At 36.4% G+C, this 16,952-nt stretch carries 20 protein-coding genes; all 20 read right to left on the reverse strand.

Features of this window, described 5'->3' with window-relative positions:
- Nucleotides 1-13: 13 nt before the first annotated feature.
- The 20 genes from ACFP65_RS11880 to fliJ all read right to left on the reverse strand — a co-directional run bounded on the left by ACFP65_RS11880 (nucleotide 14) and on the right by fliJ (nucleotide 16,941).
- On the reverse strand, nucleotides 14-1,816 hold the full coding sequence (locus tag ACFP65_RS11880) for an EAL domain-containing protein (RefSeq protein ID WP_379918876.1): 1,803 nt from the start codon (nucleotides 1,814-1,816) through the stop codon (nucleotides 14-16).
- A gap of 534 nt (nucleotides 1,817-2,350) precedes the next feature.
- Nucleotides 2,351-3,067 (reverse strand): cell division ATP-binding protein FtsE, encoded by a 717-nt coding sequence (ftsE, locus tag ACFP65_RS11885; protein WP_379918878.1) that lies wholly within the window; start codon nucleotides 3,065-3,067, stop codon nucleotides 2,351-2,353.
- A 36-nt stretch (nucleotides 3,068-3,103) separates the two neighbouring features.
- Nucleotides 3,104-3,889: a flagellar hook-basal body protein gene (locus tag ACFP65_RS11890; protein WP_379918880.1), complete on the reverse strand. Its 786-nt coding sequence runs from the start codon at nucleotides 3,887-3,889 to the stop codon at nucleotides 3,104-3,106.
- 10 nt (nucleotides 3,890-3,899) lie between these two features.
- Nucleotides 3,900-4,667 carry a flagellar hook-basal body complex protein gene (locus tag ACFP65_RS11895; RefSeq protein WP_379918881.1) on the reverse strand — a complete coding sequence of 256 codons (768 nt, stop codon included), beginning with the start codon at nucleotides 4,665-4,667 and terminating at the stop codon, nucleotides 3,900-3,902.
- A complete protein-coding gene (locus ACFP65_RS11900; protein WP_379918883.1) occupies nucleotides 4,660-5,376 on the reverse strand; it encodes a sigma-70 family RNA polymerase sigma factor in 717 nt (238 codons plus the stop codon). Before ACFP65_RS11900 ends, ACFP65_RS11895 begins: the two co-directional genes overlap by 8 nt.
- A 27-nt stretch (nucleotides 5,377-5,403) precedes the next feature.
- Nucleotides 5,404-7,488: a flagellar biosynthesis protein FlhA gene (gene flhA / locus ACFP65_RS11905; protein ID WP_379918885.1), complete on the reverse strand. Its 2,085-nt coding sequence runs from the start codon at nucleotides 7,486-7,488 to the stop codon at nucleotides 5,404-5,406.
- A 23-nt stretch (nucleotides 7,489-7,511) separates the two neighbouring features.
- A complete protein-coding gene (flhB, locus tag ACFP65_RS11910) occupies nucleotides 7,512-8,579 on the reverse strand; it encodes a flagellar biosynthesis protein FlhB (RefSeq protein WP_379918887.1) in 1,068 nt (355 codons plus the stop codon).
- 34 nt (nucleotides 8,580-8,613) lie between these two features.
- Complete coding sequence (gene fliR, locus ACFP65_RS11915; RefSeq protein ID WP_379918889.1) at nucleotides 8,614-9,372, reverse strand: flagellar biosynthetic protein FliR; 759 nt, start codon at nucleotides 9,370-9,372, stop codon at nucleotides 8,614-8,616.
- A 6-nt stretch (nucleotides 9,373-9,378) separates the two neighbouring features.
- Complete coding sequence (fliQ, locus tag ACFP65_RS11920; protein ID WP_379918891.1) at nucleotides 9,379-9,642, reverse strand: flagellar biosynthesis protein FliQ; 264 nt, start codon at nucleotides 9,640-9,642, stop codon at nucleotides 9,379-9,381.
- Between the two features lie 27 nt (nucleotides 9,643-9,669).
- Entirely contained in the window at nucleotides 9,670-10,335 is a 666-nt protein-coding gene (gene fliP, locus ACFP65_RS11925; protein WP_379918893.1) for a flagellar type III secretion system pore protein FliP, read from the reverse strand.
- Between the two features lie 15 nt (nucleotides 10,336-10,350).
- Entirely contained in the window at nucleotides 10,351-10,737 is a 387-nt protein-coding gene (locus tag ACFP65_RS11930; protein WP_379918895.1) for a FliO/MopB family protein, read from the reverse strand.
- A 33-nt stretch (nucleotides 10,738-10,770) separates the two neighbouring features.
- Nucleotides 10,771-11,262 (reverse strand): flagellar basal body-associated FliL family protein, encoded by a 492-nt coding sequence (locus ACFP65_RS11935; protein ID WP_379918897.1) that lies wholly within the window; start codon nucleotides 11,260-11,262, stop codon nucleotides 10,771-10,773.
- The gene (locus tag ACFP65_RS11940; RefSeq protein ID WP_379918899.1) at nucleotides 11,231-12,040 is read right to left on the reverse strand and encodes a flagellar motor protein MotB; all 810 of its coding nucleotides are present in this window, start codon (nucleotides 12,038-12,040) and stop codon (nucleotides 11,231-11,233) included. The genes ACFP65_RS11935 and ACFP65_RS11940 overlap by 32 nt, the downstream gene beginning before the upstream one ends.
- Nucleotides 12,041-12,061: 21 nt before the next feature.
- Nucleotides 12,062-12,862, reverse strand: a complete 801-nt coding sequence (locus ACFP65_RS11945) for a motility protein A (RefSeq protein ID WP_379918901.1) — start codon at nucleotides 12,860-12,862, stop codon at nucleotides 12,062-12,064.
- Nucleotides 12,859-13,062: a flagellar FlbD family protein gene (locus ACFP65_RS11950; protein WP_379918903.1), complete on the reverse strand. Its 204-nt coding sequence runs from the start codon at nucleotides 13,060-13,062 to the stop codon at nucleotides 12,859-12,861. The genes ACFP65_RS11945 and ACFP65_RS11950 overlap by 4 nt, the downstream gene beginning before the upstream one ends.
- A gap of 46 nt (nucleotides 13,063-13,108) precedes the next feature.
- Complete coding sequence (locus ACFP65_RS11955; protein WP_379918905.1) at nucleotides 13,109-13,993, reverse strand: flagellar hook-basal body complex protein; 885 nt, start codon at nucleotides 13,991-13,993, stop codon at nucleotides 13,109-13,111.
- A gap of 105 nt (nucleotides 13,994-14,098) precedes the next feature.
- Nucleotides 14,099-14,494: a flagellar biosynthesis protein gene (locus tag ACFP65_RS11960; RefSeq protein WP_379918907.1), complete on the reverse strand. Its 396-nt coding sequence runs from the start codon at nucleotides 14,492-14,494 to the stop codon at nucleotides 14,099-14,101.
- Nucleotide 14,495: 1 nt separating this feature from the next.
- Complete coding sequence (locus ACFP65_RS11965; protein WP_379918909.1) at nucleotides 14,496-14,921, reverse strand: FLgD tudor-like domain-containing protein; 426 nt, start codon at nucleotides 14,919-14,921, stop codon at nucleotides 14,496-14,498.
- A 22-nt stretch (nucleotides 14,922-14,943) separates the two neighbouring features.
- The gene (locus ACFP65_RS11970) at nucleotides 14,944-16,437 is read right to left on the reverse strand and encodes a flagellar hook-length control protein FliK (RefSeq protein ID WP_379918911.1); all 1,494 of its coding nucleotides are present in this window, start codon (nucleotides 16,435-16,437) and stop codon (nucleotides 14,944-14,946) included.
- A gap of 48 nt (nucleotides 16,438-16,485) precedes the next feature.
- Nucleotides 16,486-16,941 carry a flagellar export protein FliJ gene (gene fliJ, locus ACFP65_RS11975; RefSeq protein ID WP_379918913.1) on the reverse strand — a complete coding sequence of 152 codons (456 nt, stop codon included), beginning with the start codon at nucleotides 16,939-16,941 and terminating at the stop codon, nucleotides 16,486-16,488.
- Nucleotides 16,942-16,952: the final 11 nt, after the last annotated feature.

The raw sequence follows: 16,952 nt of genomic DNA on the forward strand, positions 1-16,952 counted from the left end.
CGGTAGAGCTCACTTAAGCAATATTGGCTGGCACTTCATCAGGATGTAATGGTTTACTGAACAAATATCCTTGTCCATAAGAGCACTCATTTTCTTTCAGAAAGTCGGCTTGATCTTCCGATTCAATTCCTTCTGCTACGATATGAAATCTGAGACTTTTACCCATTTGAATCATTGTTTTTACAAGTGAAGCAGTATTTACTGTTGTCATGATACCGTCGATAAATGATTTATCGATCTTAACGATGTCTATAAATACATTATTTAAAACACTCAGGGATGAGTAACCTGTTCCAAAATCATCAATGGCAACTTTCACACCTAAATCATGTAGTTCTTTGATGACCTTGTTTGAATGTTCCACATCTTGCATAACACTTTCTGTAATTTCAACAATCAAGTATTTCGGATCTAAATCATGGTGTAGCAAAGTCTGCCTTACTCTTTCTACAAAGAATGGATCTCTGTATTGAAGTGCAGAAACATTGACAGCTACATCTATAAAGATACCTTCGTTATGCCAAATTTTATTTTGTCTAATCGCTTCAAACACTACCCAATAACCAATCTCATTGATGATACCGGACTCTTCAGCGATTGGAATGAACTCACTGGGGGGAACATTCCCCAATAGTGGATGTTTCCAGCGAATCAAAGCTTCTGTACCATAAGTCTCACCAGTACTTAAACTAACCTTAGGTTGATAGACTAGATAGAGTTCATTACGAGCCAGTGCCTCTTTTAAACCAAATTCAATTCTTCTTTTTCTTTCGATTAGTGCTGCATCATCCGTCATAAATACATGATAGTTGTTTTTTCCTTTATCTTTCACTTTATACATCGCAATCTCTGCTTGTTGGTATAATGCCAGTACGTCTTGAGCAGTTTCTGGATAGCGGCTGATACCCATACTGATAGAAACATAAAACAATTGATCTTGTATAATAACTGGTTTTTTAAGCATATTGATGATTTTTTCTGCAACAAGTTTTGTTTTCTTCTCACTAGCTTCTTCCAGTAAAAGAATGAATTCATCTTCGCTCTCTCTAGCGATAAATACATCTTCACCCAGTAATTCTCGCAACTTTTCTGCTACAACCACGAGTACTTGATCTCCAAGTTCTCGACCATGGAGTTCATTAATAACTTTGAACCGATCAATATCGAGTAAAATTACCGACATTTCGTTCTCAGAAGATTGAAGGTTTGCTTTTTCATTGAAAGTTTTGTAAAACATTTTTCTATTAGGAAGTTTAGTTAAACGATCATAATAGCTTGTTTCGCGTAACCGTTCTTCTTCTAATTTTCTTTCCGTTACATTTATTGCCGTTCCAATAAATTTCTTTATTTCACCTGAATCATCGTAAACGACATTCACAAACGTCTCAAGCCACATTATATTTTCTTGGCCATTATAAATACGGAAAACATGAGGCTTTCCTTTTTTCTCTTCCAAAGAATTGACATAATTCAAGAACTCTGGAAGATCTTCTTTGTGTATTCTTTCTTTCCAGTTTTTCAGCAACCTTGGATAGTCTGATTCACTAAAGTTGATGACTTTACAAACGATTTTAGAAGTATGCAGATTTTGTTTGTTTTTATCAATTTCCCAAACGAACGCAACATCATTATTGAATACTTCTTCAAAATCTGTTTTTTCTTTTGTTAGATCAACAATTTCTTGTTTCTTCTCATTCAGTTTTCCTCTGAAATGCCATAATACACTCACCGATAGTATCCCAAAAAAGATAAGCACACTATAATAGGCTGTCCCGCCAGAGAAGAAATCTTTGAAACCCATGAATAATATATACATTATACTTCATACTCCCCTACAACTTTCTAACTGTTCAAAAAGCATATTCACTCATCATATAATCATGAGCTCTAAGATTAACTAATTAATCATTAACAGTATTAAGATATATGAATCCATTAACAATTATAAAGAATCGTGTAGTCATCGTTGTTTTAGTTTAGCCATTTTATACAAAATGATAATTCTTAAGAAAAATGGCAACAAAATCAAGGCGATTAAGCCACTATGTATACGATAAACTAAATTTATCTATTAATGATGGACGATACCTAAGATAAACGATCTTTTAGTGGACTGTTTTACTGTCTTTGACATACCACCCTCCTAAAGTCTATTACACCTTATACTATCGGTAATATCACTCTAAATATTAATAGAAGAGTTTTATAATTATCCACTTAACATTATAAGAATTCCCCTCAAGAAAGATAGTATAACATTTTTAACTTGAAAGAAAATACAGTTATCATACAAAATTGTGTCTATTATATGCTAAAGAGCGTAAAGATTAAAGTATCTTTACGCTCTTCATCAGATCACATATTGTTCACCCATTCGGCTACTGAGTAATAACATCGTATGGTTTTTACTTCTATCCTTTGATACAAAACCATTATCTAATTCAATAATTCTAGAAGGGATTTTGTCAAGAAAGGATTGATCATGGGTTGCCATTATCACAGTAGTCCCACTTTGATTGATTTTATGTAGCAATTTGAGAATTCCGTATGCAGTGTGCGGATCTAAATTGCCCGTTGGTTCATCTGCTAGCAAAATTGTAGGATTGTGAACGATTGCTCTTGCAATAGCAATTCTTTGCTGTTCTCCACCTGAGCAATTACTAGGATAATCAAACACTTTATGTTTTAATCCAACTGTTTCAAGTGCCTCAACTACCCTATGTCTTATTTCGTCAACTGGATGATCGGTAACTTCGAGTACATAAGCAATATTTTCGTAAACAGTTTTGTATTGAAGTAATTGAAAATCCTGAAAAACAAATCCCATTTTTCGTCTTAATTCATGAATTCGATTATTTTTCATCAAAGTGACATCATATCCTGAAACAGAAACTCGTCCTCTGCTGACTTTTTCTTGACCAAAAAGAATCTTAAGTAATGTACTTTTACCTGAACCATTCTTACCTCTAAGATAAACAAATTCTCCAGGCTCCACTTCTATGGAAACATTTTGAAGAGCTTTGGTACCATCTTTGTACTGTTTTGAAATCTTATCCAATAAAATCATTTTCTCACCATGACCTTTATCTCATCCATAACGATATCAACTGAACTGGTTGATCAACGAAAACATCTCATCTGTACTTCTGGTAACTTGAGCATTTAATGAATAGGCTCTTTGTGTCATCATCATATCTGTAAAAGATTGCGCTAAATCTACATTTGAACCCTCAACGAATCCGGATTGAATTGAGCCAAAAGCTGCTGGGTTTTCTATAGAATTCATTACAGAACCTTCTAGACCAGGAGCAATTCTAAAACCATTCCCACCATCTGGGATCAAGGCTTGCGGATTGTCTACATTATATAGTGGAATCGTTCCGACCGATGTTAGTCCCTGATTGCCATCTTGTATGAGGATTTCGCCCGTACTACTAATTTGAAAAGTTCCTTCTGGCCAAGCTTCTGTTGGAACCGTTAAGTTCACTTCGACAATCTGACCTCTACCATTCACGATTGTTTTATTTTCATCTAAAGTGAATTGTCCATCTCTAGTTAAAATTCTTTCTCCGTTTTCTCCTGCAACACTGAAGAAGCCGTCTCCATTGATTGACATAGATAAGTTACTTCCTGTTTCGACTAAAGAACCTCTTGAGAAATCTGTTCCAGTCGCAGTACTTTGTACGCCCCTATTCAAACCCATGTTCTGGACATTTCCAGAAGTTGGGACATCAACGGCAGTAATATCATTGACAAGTAATTCCCTGAAACTAACGGTCTTCTGTTTATAACCAACTGTATTTGAGTTCGCTATATTATGCGATACTGTATCTAATTTAACTTGCTGGGCTTTAAGCCCACTTTTACTAATACTATATGGAATATTCATACTTTCCCCCTTACGCCTTTCCGACTTCTTGAGTCGCTCGTCTGAGTGTTTCATCCATTGTTCGCAAGATTTTTTGATTTGCTTCAAATTCTCTTGAAATCTGCATCATATCACTCATTACATCAACCATATCAACATTTGATTGTTCAACATACCCTTGCATGGTCGTGAATCCATTCCCAATTGGGACACCATTTTCTCCTTGGAACAAAGTATCGCCTACACTTGTAAGGTCTGACTGGTCTTGAAAACTTGTAATATAAAGAAATTGAGGTGCATTTTGTCCAGAAATAACAAACCCATTTTGATCGATAGTAAAGTTCTCATTGCTAACAGTGATAGGTTCCGTTCCCCCACCATTTTGAATCCCTAATACAGTGTATCCTTCTTGTGTAACCAGTTGATTCTGATCATTTACTGAAAAGTTACCATTTCGAGTATAAAACAATTCTCCACCAGGACCCTGAACAGTAAAATACCCTTCTCCATCCAACGCCACGTCTGTCTGATTGTTCGTCCCTTGAAGAGCGCCACTATCCAAATTGCGGTAAGCCTCGTCTAATTGGTTACCAAAAATGATTTGCCCTGTTTCTCTTCGCAAGTTCAATTCAGGTCCTCTAGTATAATTATGTACATCAACAGCTTCAGTTGTACTCGTCACAAGGTTTTGAGATTTGAAACCAGGTGTTGTTACGTTCGCTGTATTTGTAGCCAGATTTTTTTGCTTTTCTGATAAAACGTTAAAATTCTTTGATAAAGTATCAATGCCTCTAATCATTAGCGTAATCACTCTCCAGATTTTCTCTTAACTTAAGTAAGGTCTTACCGTGAATTTGAGATACTCTTGGTATGCTGATATCAAATATATAAGCAACTTCTTTCATAGATAACCGTTCTACATAAATCATTTGAAGCATTTGCTTTTCCCGCTCAGTCAAGCGTTCTACGGCTTTGGTTAGGTAAACAGACTGCTCTTTTTTTAGAATGGATTCATCTAAAGAAGGGGCATTATCATCATCTAGTGCATCTAAAATAGTTACTTCATTATCGGAATCTACATTGATCACTTCGTCTAGAGAGACGTAAGCTAACTGATGAACTGTATCATGGATGCCTTCTAATTCTTTTTTAGTCAAACCTAGTTTCTGACAAACCTCTATTTCAGTCGCATTTCTTTTCAGTTCCAATTCAAGTTCTTCTTTAGCCTTATAATACGTATTTAATTTGGCCATTCTCGAGCGAGGAACTCGTGAAGTTTTTCTGATCTCATCAATTATAGCACCTTTGATTCGAATATAAGCATAATTTTCAAAAGGAACTTTCTGGGTTTCATCATAGCGATCCAGAGCATCCATGAGGCCGATTACGCCAATGTTGACCATATCTTCATGATCATAATCCCGGTTTTTAATATTGATGGTATGAACGACCTTATGAACAAGTGGCATATACTGGATAACTGTCTGATTACGATCTTCTACTTTCAACTGACTTCTTCCTTTCTTCTTCATGCTTTAATTTTGAATCTCAACCATTCCAACGGTTTCTAGTGCACAGTCATTTGGAACTTCATTCAAAGAAATGACAGACAATTCCGGGAAATTAAATGCGATCAAGTTCTTCATAGCTGGTCTGATTTTAGGTGCAGTCAGCAGAACATGTGGAACGCCTTGAGCATTCAAAACGGTATGTTGTTGGTTGATACTATCAAATAACTTGGTCACCATCTGCGGTTGAAGTACAGGTATTGATCCCGCAGATGACTTTTGAACGCTTGTACTTAAAATTTCTTCTGTTTCAGGATGAACCGTTAATATATTTAATGTTCCTTGCTCATCAAGGTAAGGTTTGATGACCGTTCTTCTAAGTGACTGTCTAACGTATTCCGTTAATGTTTCATGATCTTTAGTTGTCTGGCCATAGTCTGCTAGCGTTTCTAATATTGTGACTAGATCGGTAATCGCAACGTCTTCTTGTAAAAGATTTTGCAAGACTTTTTGAACATCTCCTAATTGAAGGATATCTGGTATTAACTCATCTATAACCACATTGTATTGATCTTTGATTCCCTCAAGCAGCTCTTTAACTTCTTGTCTTCCAAGTAACTCATGTGCATTCTTTTTAATAACTTCTTTTAAATGCGTAATCAAGACAGTCAATGGATCTACGACCGTAAAGTCATGTAATTCAGCTAATTCTTTGTTCTTATCTGTTACCCAAAGTGCATCCAATCCAAATGCTGGTTCAATGGCTGGAATACCTTCAAAATCAAATGACTCATCTGCGCCACCGGGTTCTACAACAAGGAAACGATCTGTGTACAGTTCGCCGGCTGCTATCTCATTGCCCTTGATTTTAATAACATATTCGTTTTGTCCCATTTGCAGATTATCTCTTATTCTAATAGGGTTCAGCAAAATCCCTTTTTCAAATGATAACTGCTTTCGAACAGCAGCAATCTGATTCGTCAAATTGGATTCCTGATCTTCGTTTGCTAAAGGAATTAAGCCATATCCAATCTCAATAGAGATTCTATCCACTTGGAAACTGGATACCGAATCTTCCTCGCGGACGGCTGGCTGTTCACTTTCGACCATTTGTTGCTGCTTAACAAGGTCTTCTGCATCGTTTTTCTGACCTTCGTTAACCAAATATCCTGTTACACCTAAAGCTACTGAAAGCACAAGGAATGGAAATACTGGAAAACCGGGAATGATGGCAAATGCCACCATTAAAGCAGAAACAATGTACATAACTTGAGGAACGTTAAATAACTCTCTACCAATCGTATCTCCGAAACCCTTTTGGTTGGACGTTCTAGTTACGAGGATACCTGAAGCAACTGAAATTAATAGAGAAGGTATCTGACTGACTAATCCATCCCCAATTGTTAGCTTACCGAACTGCTCAACTGCTTCAATAATTGTATAATTTCCTTGCATAGCATGGATTAAAATTCCACCGATTAAATTTATGATTGTAATGACGATACCGGCAATGGCATCCCCTTTAACAAACTTACTAGCTCCATCCATCGCACCGTAAAAGTTTGCTTCTCTTTCTAAATTGGTTCTTCTAGTTTTTGCCTGTCCTTCGTCTATAAGCCCAGAGTTCAAATCTGCATCAATGGCCATTTGCTTACCCGGCATCGCGTCTAGAGTAAATCGTGCAGATACTTCAGCCACTCGGCTTGCACCGTTGGTTACAACCAGTACTTGCACAAGCACAATGATAATGAATAATATTGCACCAACAATGTAGTTGTTACCAGCAACGAAATTAGCAAAGGTATCAATAACTTGTCCTGCATTCCCTTCACTCAATATCAATCGGGTTGAACTGATATTAAGCCCTAGCCTGAACATAGTTGTAACTAACAACAACGTCGGGAAACTCAAAAAATCCAAGACGGAATGCGTGAATAATGTTAGCACGAGTATTGTGATGGCCAACGAAATATTCACTACTAACAGTAGATCCATTATAAAGGTTGGCATAGGTATCATAATGATTCCTATAATGGAAACAACAACGAATGCTATGAAAATATTCAAATAATTGCCTATACCATCTTTTCTCGTTGCTGACGTTTGATTCATCACAATTCTCCTATTCTTTACGGTTAAATTTTATTTTTTTTAAGCTTCTCTGCTTGGAAAATCAAAGCAAGTATTTCCGCTATTGCTTGATATAATTCCATTGGAACGGGATCCCCCGGCTCAACATCTTTATATAATGCTCGAGCAAGCGGTCTGTTTTCAATCATAGGTACTTCATGTTCTTTAGCACGTTCTTTCATTCGCTGAGCCATAATATCTTGCCCTTTCGCTAAAACAATAGGCACATCATCTTTTGTTTGATCATAGCGGATGGCAATGGCAAAGTGAGTTGGGTTTGTAATCACAACAGTTGCTTCATCAACATCACTGATCTTTCCACTCAATAGTTCACGATACCTTGCTTTACGCTGCGCTTTGACCTGAGGATCACCTTCCATATCCTTGAATTCATCCTTGATTTCTTGCATAGACATCATGAGTTCTTTTTTATGCGTATACCGTTGGAAGAGATAATCCCCTACTCCTAATACTGCTAAAAAAATAGCGAGTACAAAGGCTAACCTAGATACCATACTAATCATAAAGGTGAAAATTCTAGGAGTCCCTATCCGACCGGCATTCATAATCATATTGGCTGAATCCTGAAGGGTCAATAAGGTAAATCCAATGACAATAAATAATTTAACTAAGTTTTTGATTAATCCAAATGCTGCTTTTTTTCCGAAAATGTTTTTGAATCCTGAAATAGGATTCAATTTCTTGAGACTAGGCTTCATGGGTTCAGCTGTAAACATAAATCCAACTTGAACTAGATTTCCAATCACACCGGTCAGAAAGGCAATGATTAGAAAAGGAGCTGACAATACTAGAAAATAAAGCATAGCTTTCAATCCAATGTTTCCTAATTCGTTTTGAATATTTTCTACGTTGAATCCAATATGAAGCATATTATGTAAAAATACAAAAGAGCGCTGAAATACATAGGTAGATAACGCTGTAAAAGCTAGTGCAAAACTACCAAAGGATAAAGCAGAAGATAGATCCTGACTTTTAGGTACTTGTCCTTTTTTTCTGGCATCCCTCAGCTTTTTTGGGGTGGGTTTTTCTGTTTTACCATCTTTTTCTGACACAGCTCTTCACCTCTTTTGTATCTTGGATCAGTTTTTAACTGGATAAGGATTGAATAAATTCATTCATGTATTGAATCATTTCAGGAAATACGCCAGAAATGTTTTCTATTAGCATAGGTAAGAAAAAAAACATAAATACCAGGCTTAAAAGAATCTTCATAGGTATGCCTAAAACGAGTACGTTTACTTGAGGAACCGTTCTTGAAATCAGAGCAAGGGTTAACTCAGATAATAGTGCAACAATGACAAACGGAATGGCTAGATTAATTGCCACTTCAAAGACATGTCCAAAAATTTTAACCATTCCTTCTACTCCAAACTGAGTAAAAGAAGTCTGGTCAAGCGGTACATAGTCAAATGATTGTACAAGACTTCTTATAACATAGTGATGGATGTTTGAGATAAAGAATATCCCAATTGAGATCCAGTAATAAATTCTTCCGAAGTTTGATGCACTTACACCAAGTGAAGGGTCATAGAGTTGCCCCATTGAAAACCCAACTTGAAAGTCTACTAGCGTCCCGGCAATATCGACAGCTGTAAAGAATAAAACGGTTATATACCCTAAAGCCATTCCAATAAAAAGTTCTTTTACACCAATGAATAAAAACATTCCTAATGTAAAAGGCACTGTAATAGGATCAATGACGCTCATCACGGTAAAGGTTAAGGCAAAAGATAGCCCTAACTTTGAAACGTTTGGAAAAGCCGAATTTGAGAATCCAGGGCTCAAGGTCATAAAAGTAGATATTCGAATTAGAATTAATAAAAAATGTTGAACTTCTTCTATCATAGTCGATCACAATCCTGCTATGATATCAAACATACGCTCGGTAAAAGCCATCAATGTATTTAGCATAAATGTTCCTAAAAGAACTAACGTCAATAAAATAGCGAATAATTTAGGAACGAAGCTTAAGGTTTGTTCCTGAATTTGAGTAGTAGCCTGAAGTATACTGACAACCAGACCGATGACAAGTGCAATAATCAATACTGGTGCGCCCACTCGCAGCATGACCAGAAAGGCATCCTGCAATACATCTAAAACATTTTGTGTTGTCATTTAAACGGTCCTTTCCTCGTCAGATAATTAATAGAAACTGCTAATCAGTGATTCAACCACTAGATACCATCCATCCACCATTACAAACAGTAACAATTTAAATGGTAGAGAAATCATTACTGGAGACAACATAAACATCCCCATCGACATTAAAATACTGGCGACAACAACATCAATCACTAGAAATGGAATGAAAATTAAAAATCCAATTGTGAATGCTGTTCTTAATTCACTAATTGAGAACGCTGGGATAATGGTTGTTAATGGAAGATCTTGGGGTGTTTCCGGGTAATCATCACCCGACAATTCAACGAACAATTCCAAGTCGCTCGTTCTAGTCTGATCAAGCATAAAATTCTTTATCGGTACTTCTGCCTCATAAAAAGCTTCTTCCCGAGTCAGCTCGCCTTCCATCATAGGAGTTAACGCAACATCATTCACTTCTTGATAAACGGGTCTCATTACGAACAAGGATAAGAACAAGGCTAATCCGACTAATACCTGATTCGGAGGAGTTTGTTGTGTTCCTAATGCGTTTCTAGTAAAAGACAAGACAATAATTGTTCTCGTGAAACTTGTCGTCAGGACTAAAAAGGATGGAATTAATGCTACGATTACTAGAAGCAGGTACAAATCGATGACTTCTGAAGAATCACCCGTATTTGAAACTATTTCTACTAAATTATCAATCATCTATTCAATCCTTTCTTAATCCTTGTTAAAAGAATCATTGTACTTCGATTTGAGCTGTTCTAACAACTCTTTCAAATTTCCCGAGAACTTCTTTGTATCAGATACTTCTGTAATTGCAGTCTTCTGTTGAAAAATTCTTTGCTGTATATCTTCTTTTTCTTCTTGCGTAAATTCTTTAATAACTTCACTACTATGATCGCTGAAACTCATTAAGAAATATTGAGAACCCACTTGAACGATACAGAGTGAGGAATTCTTTGACACAGGTACGCGCTCAATGATTTTGATTGCCTTGCTTCTCACTTGATTGATCTTATTCAGTTTCTTCAACAAGTAATTTGCAAGTACAATGATAAATATTAAAGCGACAACCATTTGAAAAAATTGTCCAAGTTCTAGCATTTCATTCCCCTTCTCTGTTTCACAAAACTCTTCTTAATTTTGAGTCAGTATATTGGTGATATAAACATTATCGATCAAGTCACTACCAAAGGACTGATTAATACGTTCTTTAATATCTCTCTTTAAAACAAATGAGTCATCTTCTCTTTCTAAAAGAGAGTCAATACTCTCATTTGAAACGACGTAAATCACTGAGTCTCGTACTTTTGCTATATCCTGATTGATCAGTACTTCTGCATTATCAGCAAAACTACTGACGGATACTTCTAATTTAACCATAGCGGTATTTCGACCACTACCATCTTCAACATTAATCAAAAATTCCTCAAGTGGAACCTGTACTTCTACTGGTTCAGGCTCTTTCATTAAATTGCTAATGATTGGAATGTTTTCTGAATCTTTTAATATTATAAAGCCTACTACTCCAGCTAACGCTAGAACAACAGTGACTAGTATAATAATGATGATTTTGCTTTTACCACCTTTATTTTTACTATTCGTTTGTGTCGTTTGGTTCTCTGCCACTGTCTACTTCCTTTCTATCCTTGTGCATGATAATAATATTTACTCGACGATTCAACGCTCTATTCTCTGCTGAATCGTTTGGAACTACAGGCGCATATTCTCCGTAACCTTTCGCTGAAAGGCGACTTGGAGTCAGTCCACTTTCTTCACTTAAATACCTTAATACGGACACTGCTCGTCCAGTAGATAGTTCCCAGTTACTTGGGAACTGTGCTGAATTCATCGGAACGTCATCGGTATAGCCTTCTATAATCATACTATTATCAAATAAATCGAACAGCCCCGATAATGTCGTCAGTGTTTCTTCACCAGACGTTGTTATATTGGAACTCCCAGATGTAAATAGAATCGACTCTTGAATATCAATATAGACACCATCAGCATCTCTAGATATAGTTAGATCTGACTCAATGCCTTGCTCCAACATATACTCATTAGCCGTTTCGTAAAGTTCCTGTACTTCTAGCGGTATGGCATTTGGGTCACTTGTTGCTTCAACATCTGGTGCTGGAAGATCAGCTATGTCGGCTTGTTCGATATCCACATTATTTAAATCCGTAATCGAACGACCATCACTTTCCAGAATAGAATCGTTTGAGCTACCTGCTAGAGCCATTCTCAGTGATTCTGCTACTTCCTTGAATTTTTCTTCACTAACAGCAGACATTGAAAAAAGCAAAATAAAGAAGGTCAGTAATAAAGACATTAGATCGGAATAGGTTGTCATCCAAGCAGGAGCGCCTCCTCCTCCACTTGGTTTTTTTACTTTTCTAGCCATTTAATCCCTCTTTTAAACTCATTATCTTTCCGGAACTGCTACAGGTGCTTCAACCTCTTCAACTTTTTTAAGGTCTTTCATTGAAATAAAGCTTTGTAGTTTTTGTTCGATGACCCTAGGATTCTCACCCTTTTGAAGAGACATAATTCCTTCTAGAATCATTTCATTTGTTTTCAACTCTATCGAGGTTTGCATTTGCAAGTTCTTAGCTATCGGTAAGAATACAATATTCGCCATAAAACTACCGTAGAAGGTAGTCAATAGAGCTGTAGCCATTCCAGCACCAATCATAGAAGGATCTTGAAGATCTCCTAGCATAGCGATAAGGCCAACTAATGTACCAATCATCCCGAAAGCAGGAGCATATTCTCCCCATTTTAAGAACACTTCGTGACCAACTGAGTGTCGTTCTTCTGTTTGTTCAAGTTGAACCGTTAATAATTCTCTGATGGTGTCTTCGTCTGAACCATCAACCACCATTTCTAAACCGTACTTAAGCAGGGGATATTGTATTTCTTTAATATCCGCTTCAATTGCCAAAATACCTTCTACTCTAGATTTTTTTGTAATTTCGATGATTTTATCAATCAACGCTATACGATCGTTATCTGGTGTCATTAGTAATTTTTTCATTAAACCAGGTACTTTTTTCATCGTATCAATTGGAAAACTAATCAGTAATGCACAGAAAGATCCAAATAAAGTAATAATGAGTGACGGTGCATCGAAAAATCGCATCAATGATCCACTAGATGACATAGCATATAAGATTAAACCTATACCTACAATCATTCCAATAATGGGTAATAAACTTCTTTTCATTCTTGTACCTCCAGTGACTGGTTGTAAATCTGTTTTTTATACTCTATAATTTTATTCTTAACTAGCTCTGGAGACTCTTGAACCCATAAAGTTTTTTGATCTGTTAATGTAATGAGTGTGTCGTATTCGCGTTCAATCTTGTATATCAAATCAGAATTTAAATAAAACTCTTTGCCGATCAGAGACTTCAATAAAATCATAAGGTACCTTCTTTCTACAGGCTTAGTTAAGTGTTACGAGTTAAAATTAACGTTTAAGGTTGATTAATTCTTGAAGCATTTCATCAGAAGTTGTAATACTACGAGAGTTAGCTTGGTAAGCTCTACTCGTTACAATCATTTCTGTGAATTCACTTGCTAAGTCAACGTTAGACATTTCGTTGAATCCTGAGCGAACAAGACCGTATCCGTCTTCTCCTGGAGCACCTGCCGAAGGCGCACCTGAGTTACTTGTAGCGTTGTACATATTGTTTCCTGTTTTTTCCAGACCATCTGGGTTAGTAAAGTTTGTTAAAGCTAGCCTTCCTAGCACGTAAGTATTTCCATCACTGTATGTAGCTTTGATTGTTCCTGTATTATCAATGTTATAGTCTTGTAACGTTAAGTCCCCCATTGTTTGATTGATTGTTATTGGATTTTTTGGTGCATTTTCAAAGTCTTCAATTTGACTGTACGCAGCTTCAGTTGTATTTGCTGGTGCAACATAACCCATTACTTTATAGCCATTTGCAGTTGTCAGATTTCCACCGTTATCTAGGTAAAAATTTCCATCACGTGTATAACTAACGCTCTCAGCTCCGCCATTTTCACTAACCATAAAAAATGAGTTATCTCCATTTTGAATCGCAAAATCTAGGCTACGTCCTGAATATTGTAGTGATCCGCCTTGCATTAACATACCAGTAGATGCAACTTGTGTACCAAGACCAACTTGTTGCGCATTGATACCACCGCGTCCGTTTGCATTTGGTCCTTGAGCAGAAGCGTTTGTCTGTGAAATCATATCTTGGAAAGTAACTTTTTGTGATTTGAATCCCATAGTATTTACGTTTGCAATGTTATTAGAGATAACATCCATTTTAGTTTGTTGACCTTTCATTCCTGTAATACCTGAGTACAATGACTTTAACATTTGAATTCCTCCTATTGTTTCTTGTGTTTTTATTTTGATTATATGTCTGTCAGAAGTCTCCATATCAGTCGGTCAATGGAGCGCAGCCTCTTTTCAGTCCAGCTACTATATCTTCTCTTTCTTGACTTGAATGGCACTATCTATATTGGTCACTTCGTTCATTTCATTCGACTTTAGAGCTGTTATGACTTTACGATTTTGAATACTTGCAATGAGTGCCATATCATCATATAAAATCAGTGACTGTTTGGAACCTTTATCAGCTAAAGTTTGAACGGCTTCATCCAGTCTAGTCATATCTTGTTCGTTCAAAGTGAAACCATGTTGATCTAGTCTTTTCTGAGCATGATTGGAAAAGGTTACTCGAGTTTCTCCGTCAACCTTTTTCAAAGCATCTTCTATAAATGTCCCAAATTGTCGATCAACTGCTTGCGTTTTATGGCTCACTTTATTTTCATTAAAATTATTTTGAATAGAACGATGCGGTAACTTTTCAATCATCTTATGCGCCTACTTCGATGATACTATTGAGTGAATACTGTGCACCATTAACTTGAATGGTCGCATAACCATTGTCGAATCGAACTTTTTCGACTGCTCCAGATACAAGCTGGTCTGCATCCGTTTTTAGTGTCACTTCTTTCCCTACCATACTTAAAGCTTGCTGCTGCTGGGTCATCAACATCGTTGTTTGCATTGTTTCAGTGAGTTCTTGCATCTGGTTCAACATACCAAACTGGACCATCTGTCCAATATAGTCAGTTTCGTTGCCACCACCGCCGCTACCGCCGTCAAGTGAAGGCATACTCATCGCTTTAGAGATAATCATTAGAAATTGTTCCATATCTAAATCTGAATTCTGTTTCGTATCAGCTTCTGGTGTAATCTGGTTCAGTGAACCAATCGTCATTTGAGGAGGGACGATCATATTTTTCGCTCCTTTCTATATGTTAGGCCATTACGTTAAGTCGACCTGATCCATTTCGTTCTAACTCTAATGTTTCTGTTCCTTCTAATTCCTGTTCCTCTTTAACTGTATACCCTTTTTTGTTTTTCATGGGCTGTGAAAAATGAGAACTTTGTTGTTGATCTGAGAAATTGAAAGCTGCATCAAATGTATTTTGGACGGGCATTACGGATACTTCTACTTTTTCTAATTGCACAGCCTGACCAGGTTGGATTAACGTTTGAGATTTCAATTGCTGTTCAACTAACAATTTCGCTTCATTTGTTGCAACGATCAATCGACCAACCAATTTATTATCGACCATTTCGATCTCAACCGTGACTTTTCCAAGCGTTTCCGGAGTTAGTTTGATTGTTGATCTAAGGGTTTCAGTTTTTCCGGGGTTTTGAATTTTCTCTGTTATCATGCTTTTGATAACGTCCAGTTCTTTCTTCTCAATCACCTGATTAGCTGTAGTAATCGTATCAAGTGGTTCTGGTACTAGGCGAGAGTATAAAATAGAGTTATTCATTGTTTCGACAACTGTTGATTTTGTTTCAAGAGATGATTCAGATTCATTACTATTACTCATTAGCGTATTAGATACCGGGCGTAAATTAGTCACTGGTTTACTTGTTGCACTAATACTTTCTGTACTTGTTTCAATAGAACGTTCAGATTCATCGAAATGACCCACTAGTTGAGTAGTCTGTAATAAAGATTTTTCTTTTACCATCGTTTCAGAGTTTAGATTTGGAAGTACCTTTTCTAAAGTAAAAGCAGAATGATCAGTTAAGACCGATTGAGCTTCAGGCATCTCACTAGACAATTCAGATGGTATTTCAGGTTTGATCAACTTAGGATTTTCAATCAATTGCTTAGGATCTTTAAAGGTATTTCTATTTAACTGATTTAAGTATCTCTCTAGATCTTTAGGTTCTTGTTCTGACAAGCTTTGTTCTAAAAGCACTTCTGAATTTCCATGTTTGTTGTCTAAAACTTGTTTCTGATAAAAAACAGGATTTTGAAGTTTTAAGTCACTATCCTGATCGCGGATCGAAGTTAGAATTTGAGTTTGTTCATCTGTATCAGGAGCTTTCAAGTGTTTGATTAATGCCTCTATCACTTTCTGCTCTTTTGGAGACAAGTCTTTGTTACCGTTAAGTACTTTGTTCATTGTGGCGTCTAACTCTTCAGTCGATAGACCTAATTGAGTAATGATTTCTGTTTCTTGATTGATCATTTCTAGAAGAAATGGTCCTAAATTTATAGGAGTATCTTCACCTGTATCTTCATCAGTTGACCGTTTGATTTCTAAAGAAACTGACTCTTCTTTATCCGTTTTTTGTTCGATTGAACCTTCTTCGGTATTCTGTTGGTTATTAGGTTGTTGCTGATTCAACATGGATTCAAATAACTGACTATCAACTTGAACTATTTGACTCGATTGGGTCAATTCACTATTTTGAATCAATTGAACTTGAATTTGACTGTTCATGTGTTCACCTCCTCTCAATGGGTAATCTTAAATCCATTCTTCCTGAATTTAAATACTTAAATTCGGGTTAAGAGCGAGGTTTCGACCAAATTGTAAAGTAGAAATTTCGTCTAGTTGTTTCTGTTCTTCTTTTTTCTCGGCTTCTGTATGTACGAGGCGTTCTTTTTCTTCCAGTTTGATCATCATTCTTTTATCTTTGTTTGCTGATTTCAATTTCTCCCTGACGGCTTCAAGTTCTATTTCAACTTGATGGATTCTGTTTTTTTGTTGAATGATTTTATCATCCAACAGATCTTTGTATAGACTATGTCTTTTAACAGAATCAATATCAGTCTTGAAAAGATTATCACTTTTAATTTTACGACTATCTCTTAGTAAGGTTTCTAGCTGTTGCTGTTCTTTTATCAACTTTACTTCGACAGACTTGACCTCTTTTTGTGCAGCTTCTTCTAGATCTTCACGCCAGTCTAAAATCTTACTCATTGAAAATTGATAGGCTTGCATATTCATTCTCC

The organism is Marinilactibacillus sp. GCM10026970 (genome assembly GCF_042660675.1).
Taxonomy (GTDB): domain Bacteria; phylum Bacillota; class Bacilli; order Lactobacillales; family Carnobacteriaceae_A; genus Marinilactibacillus.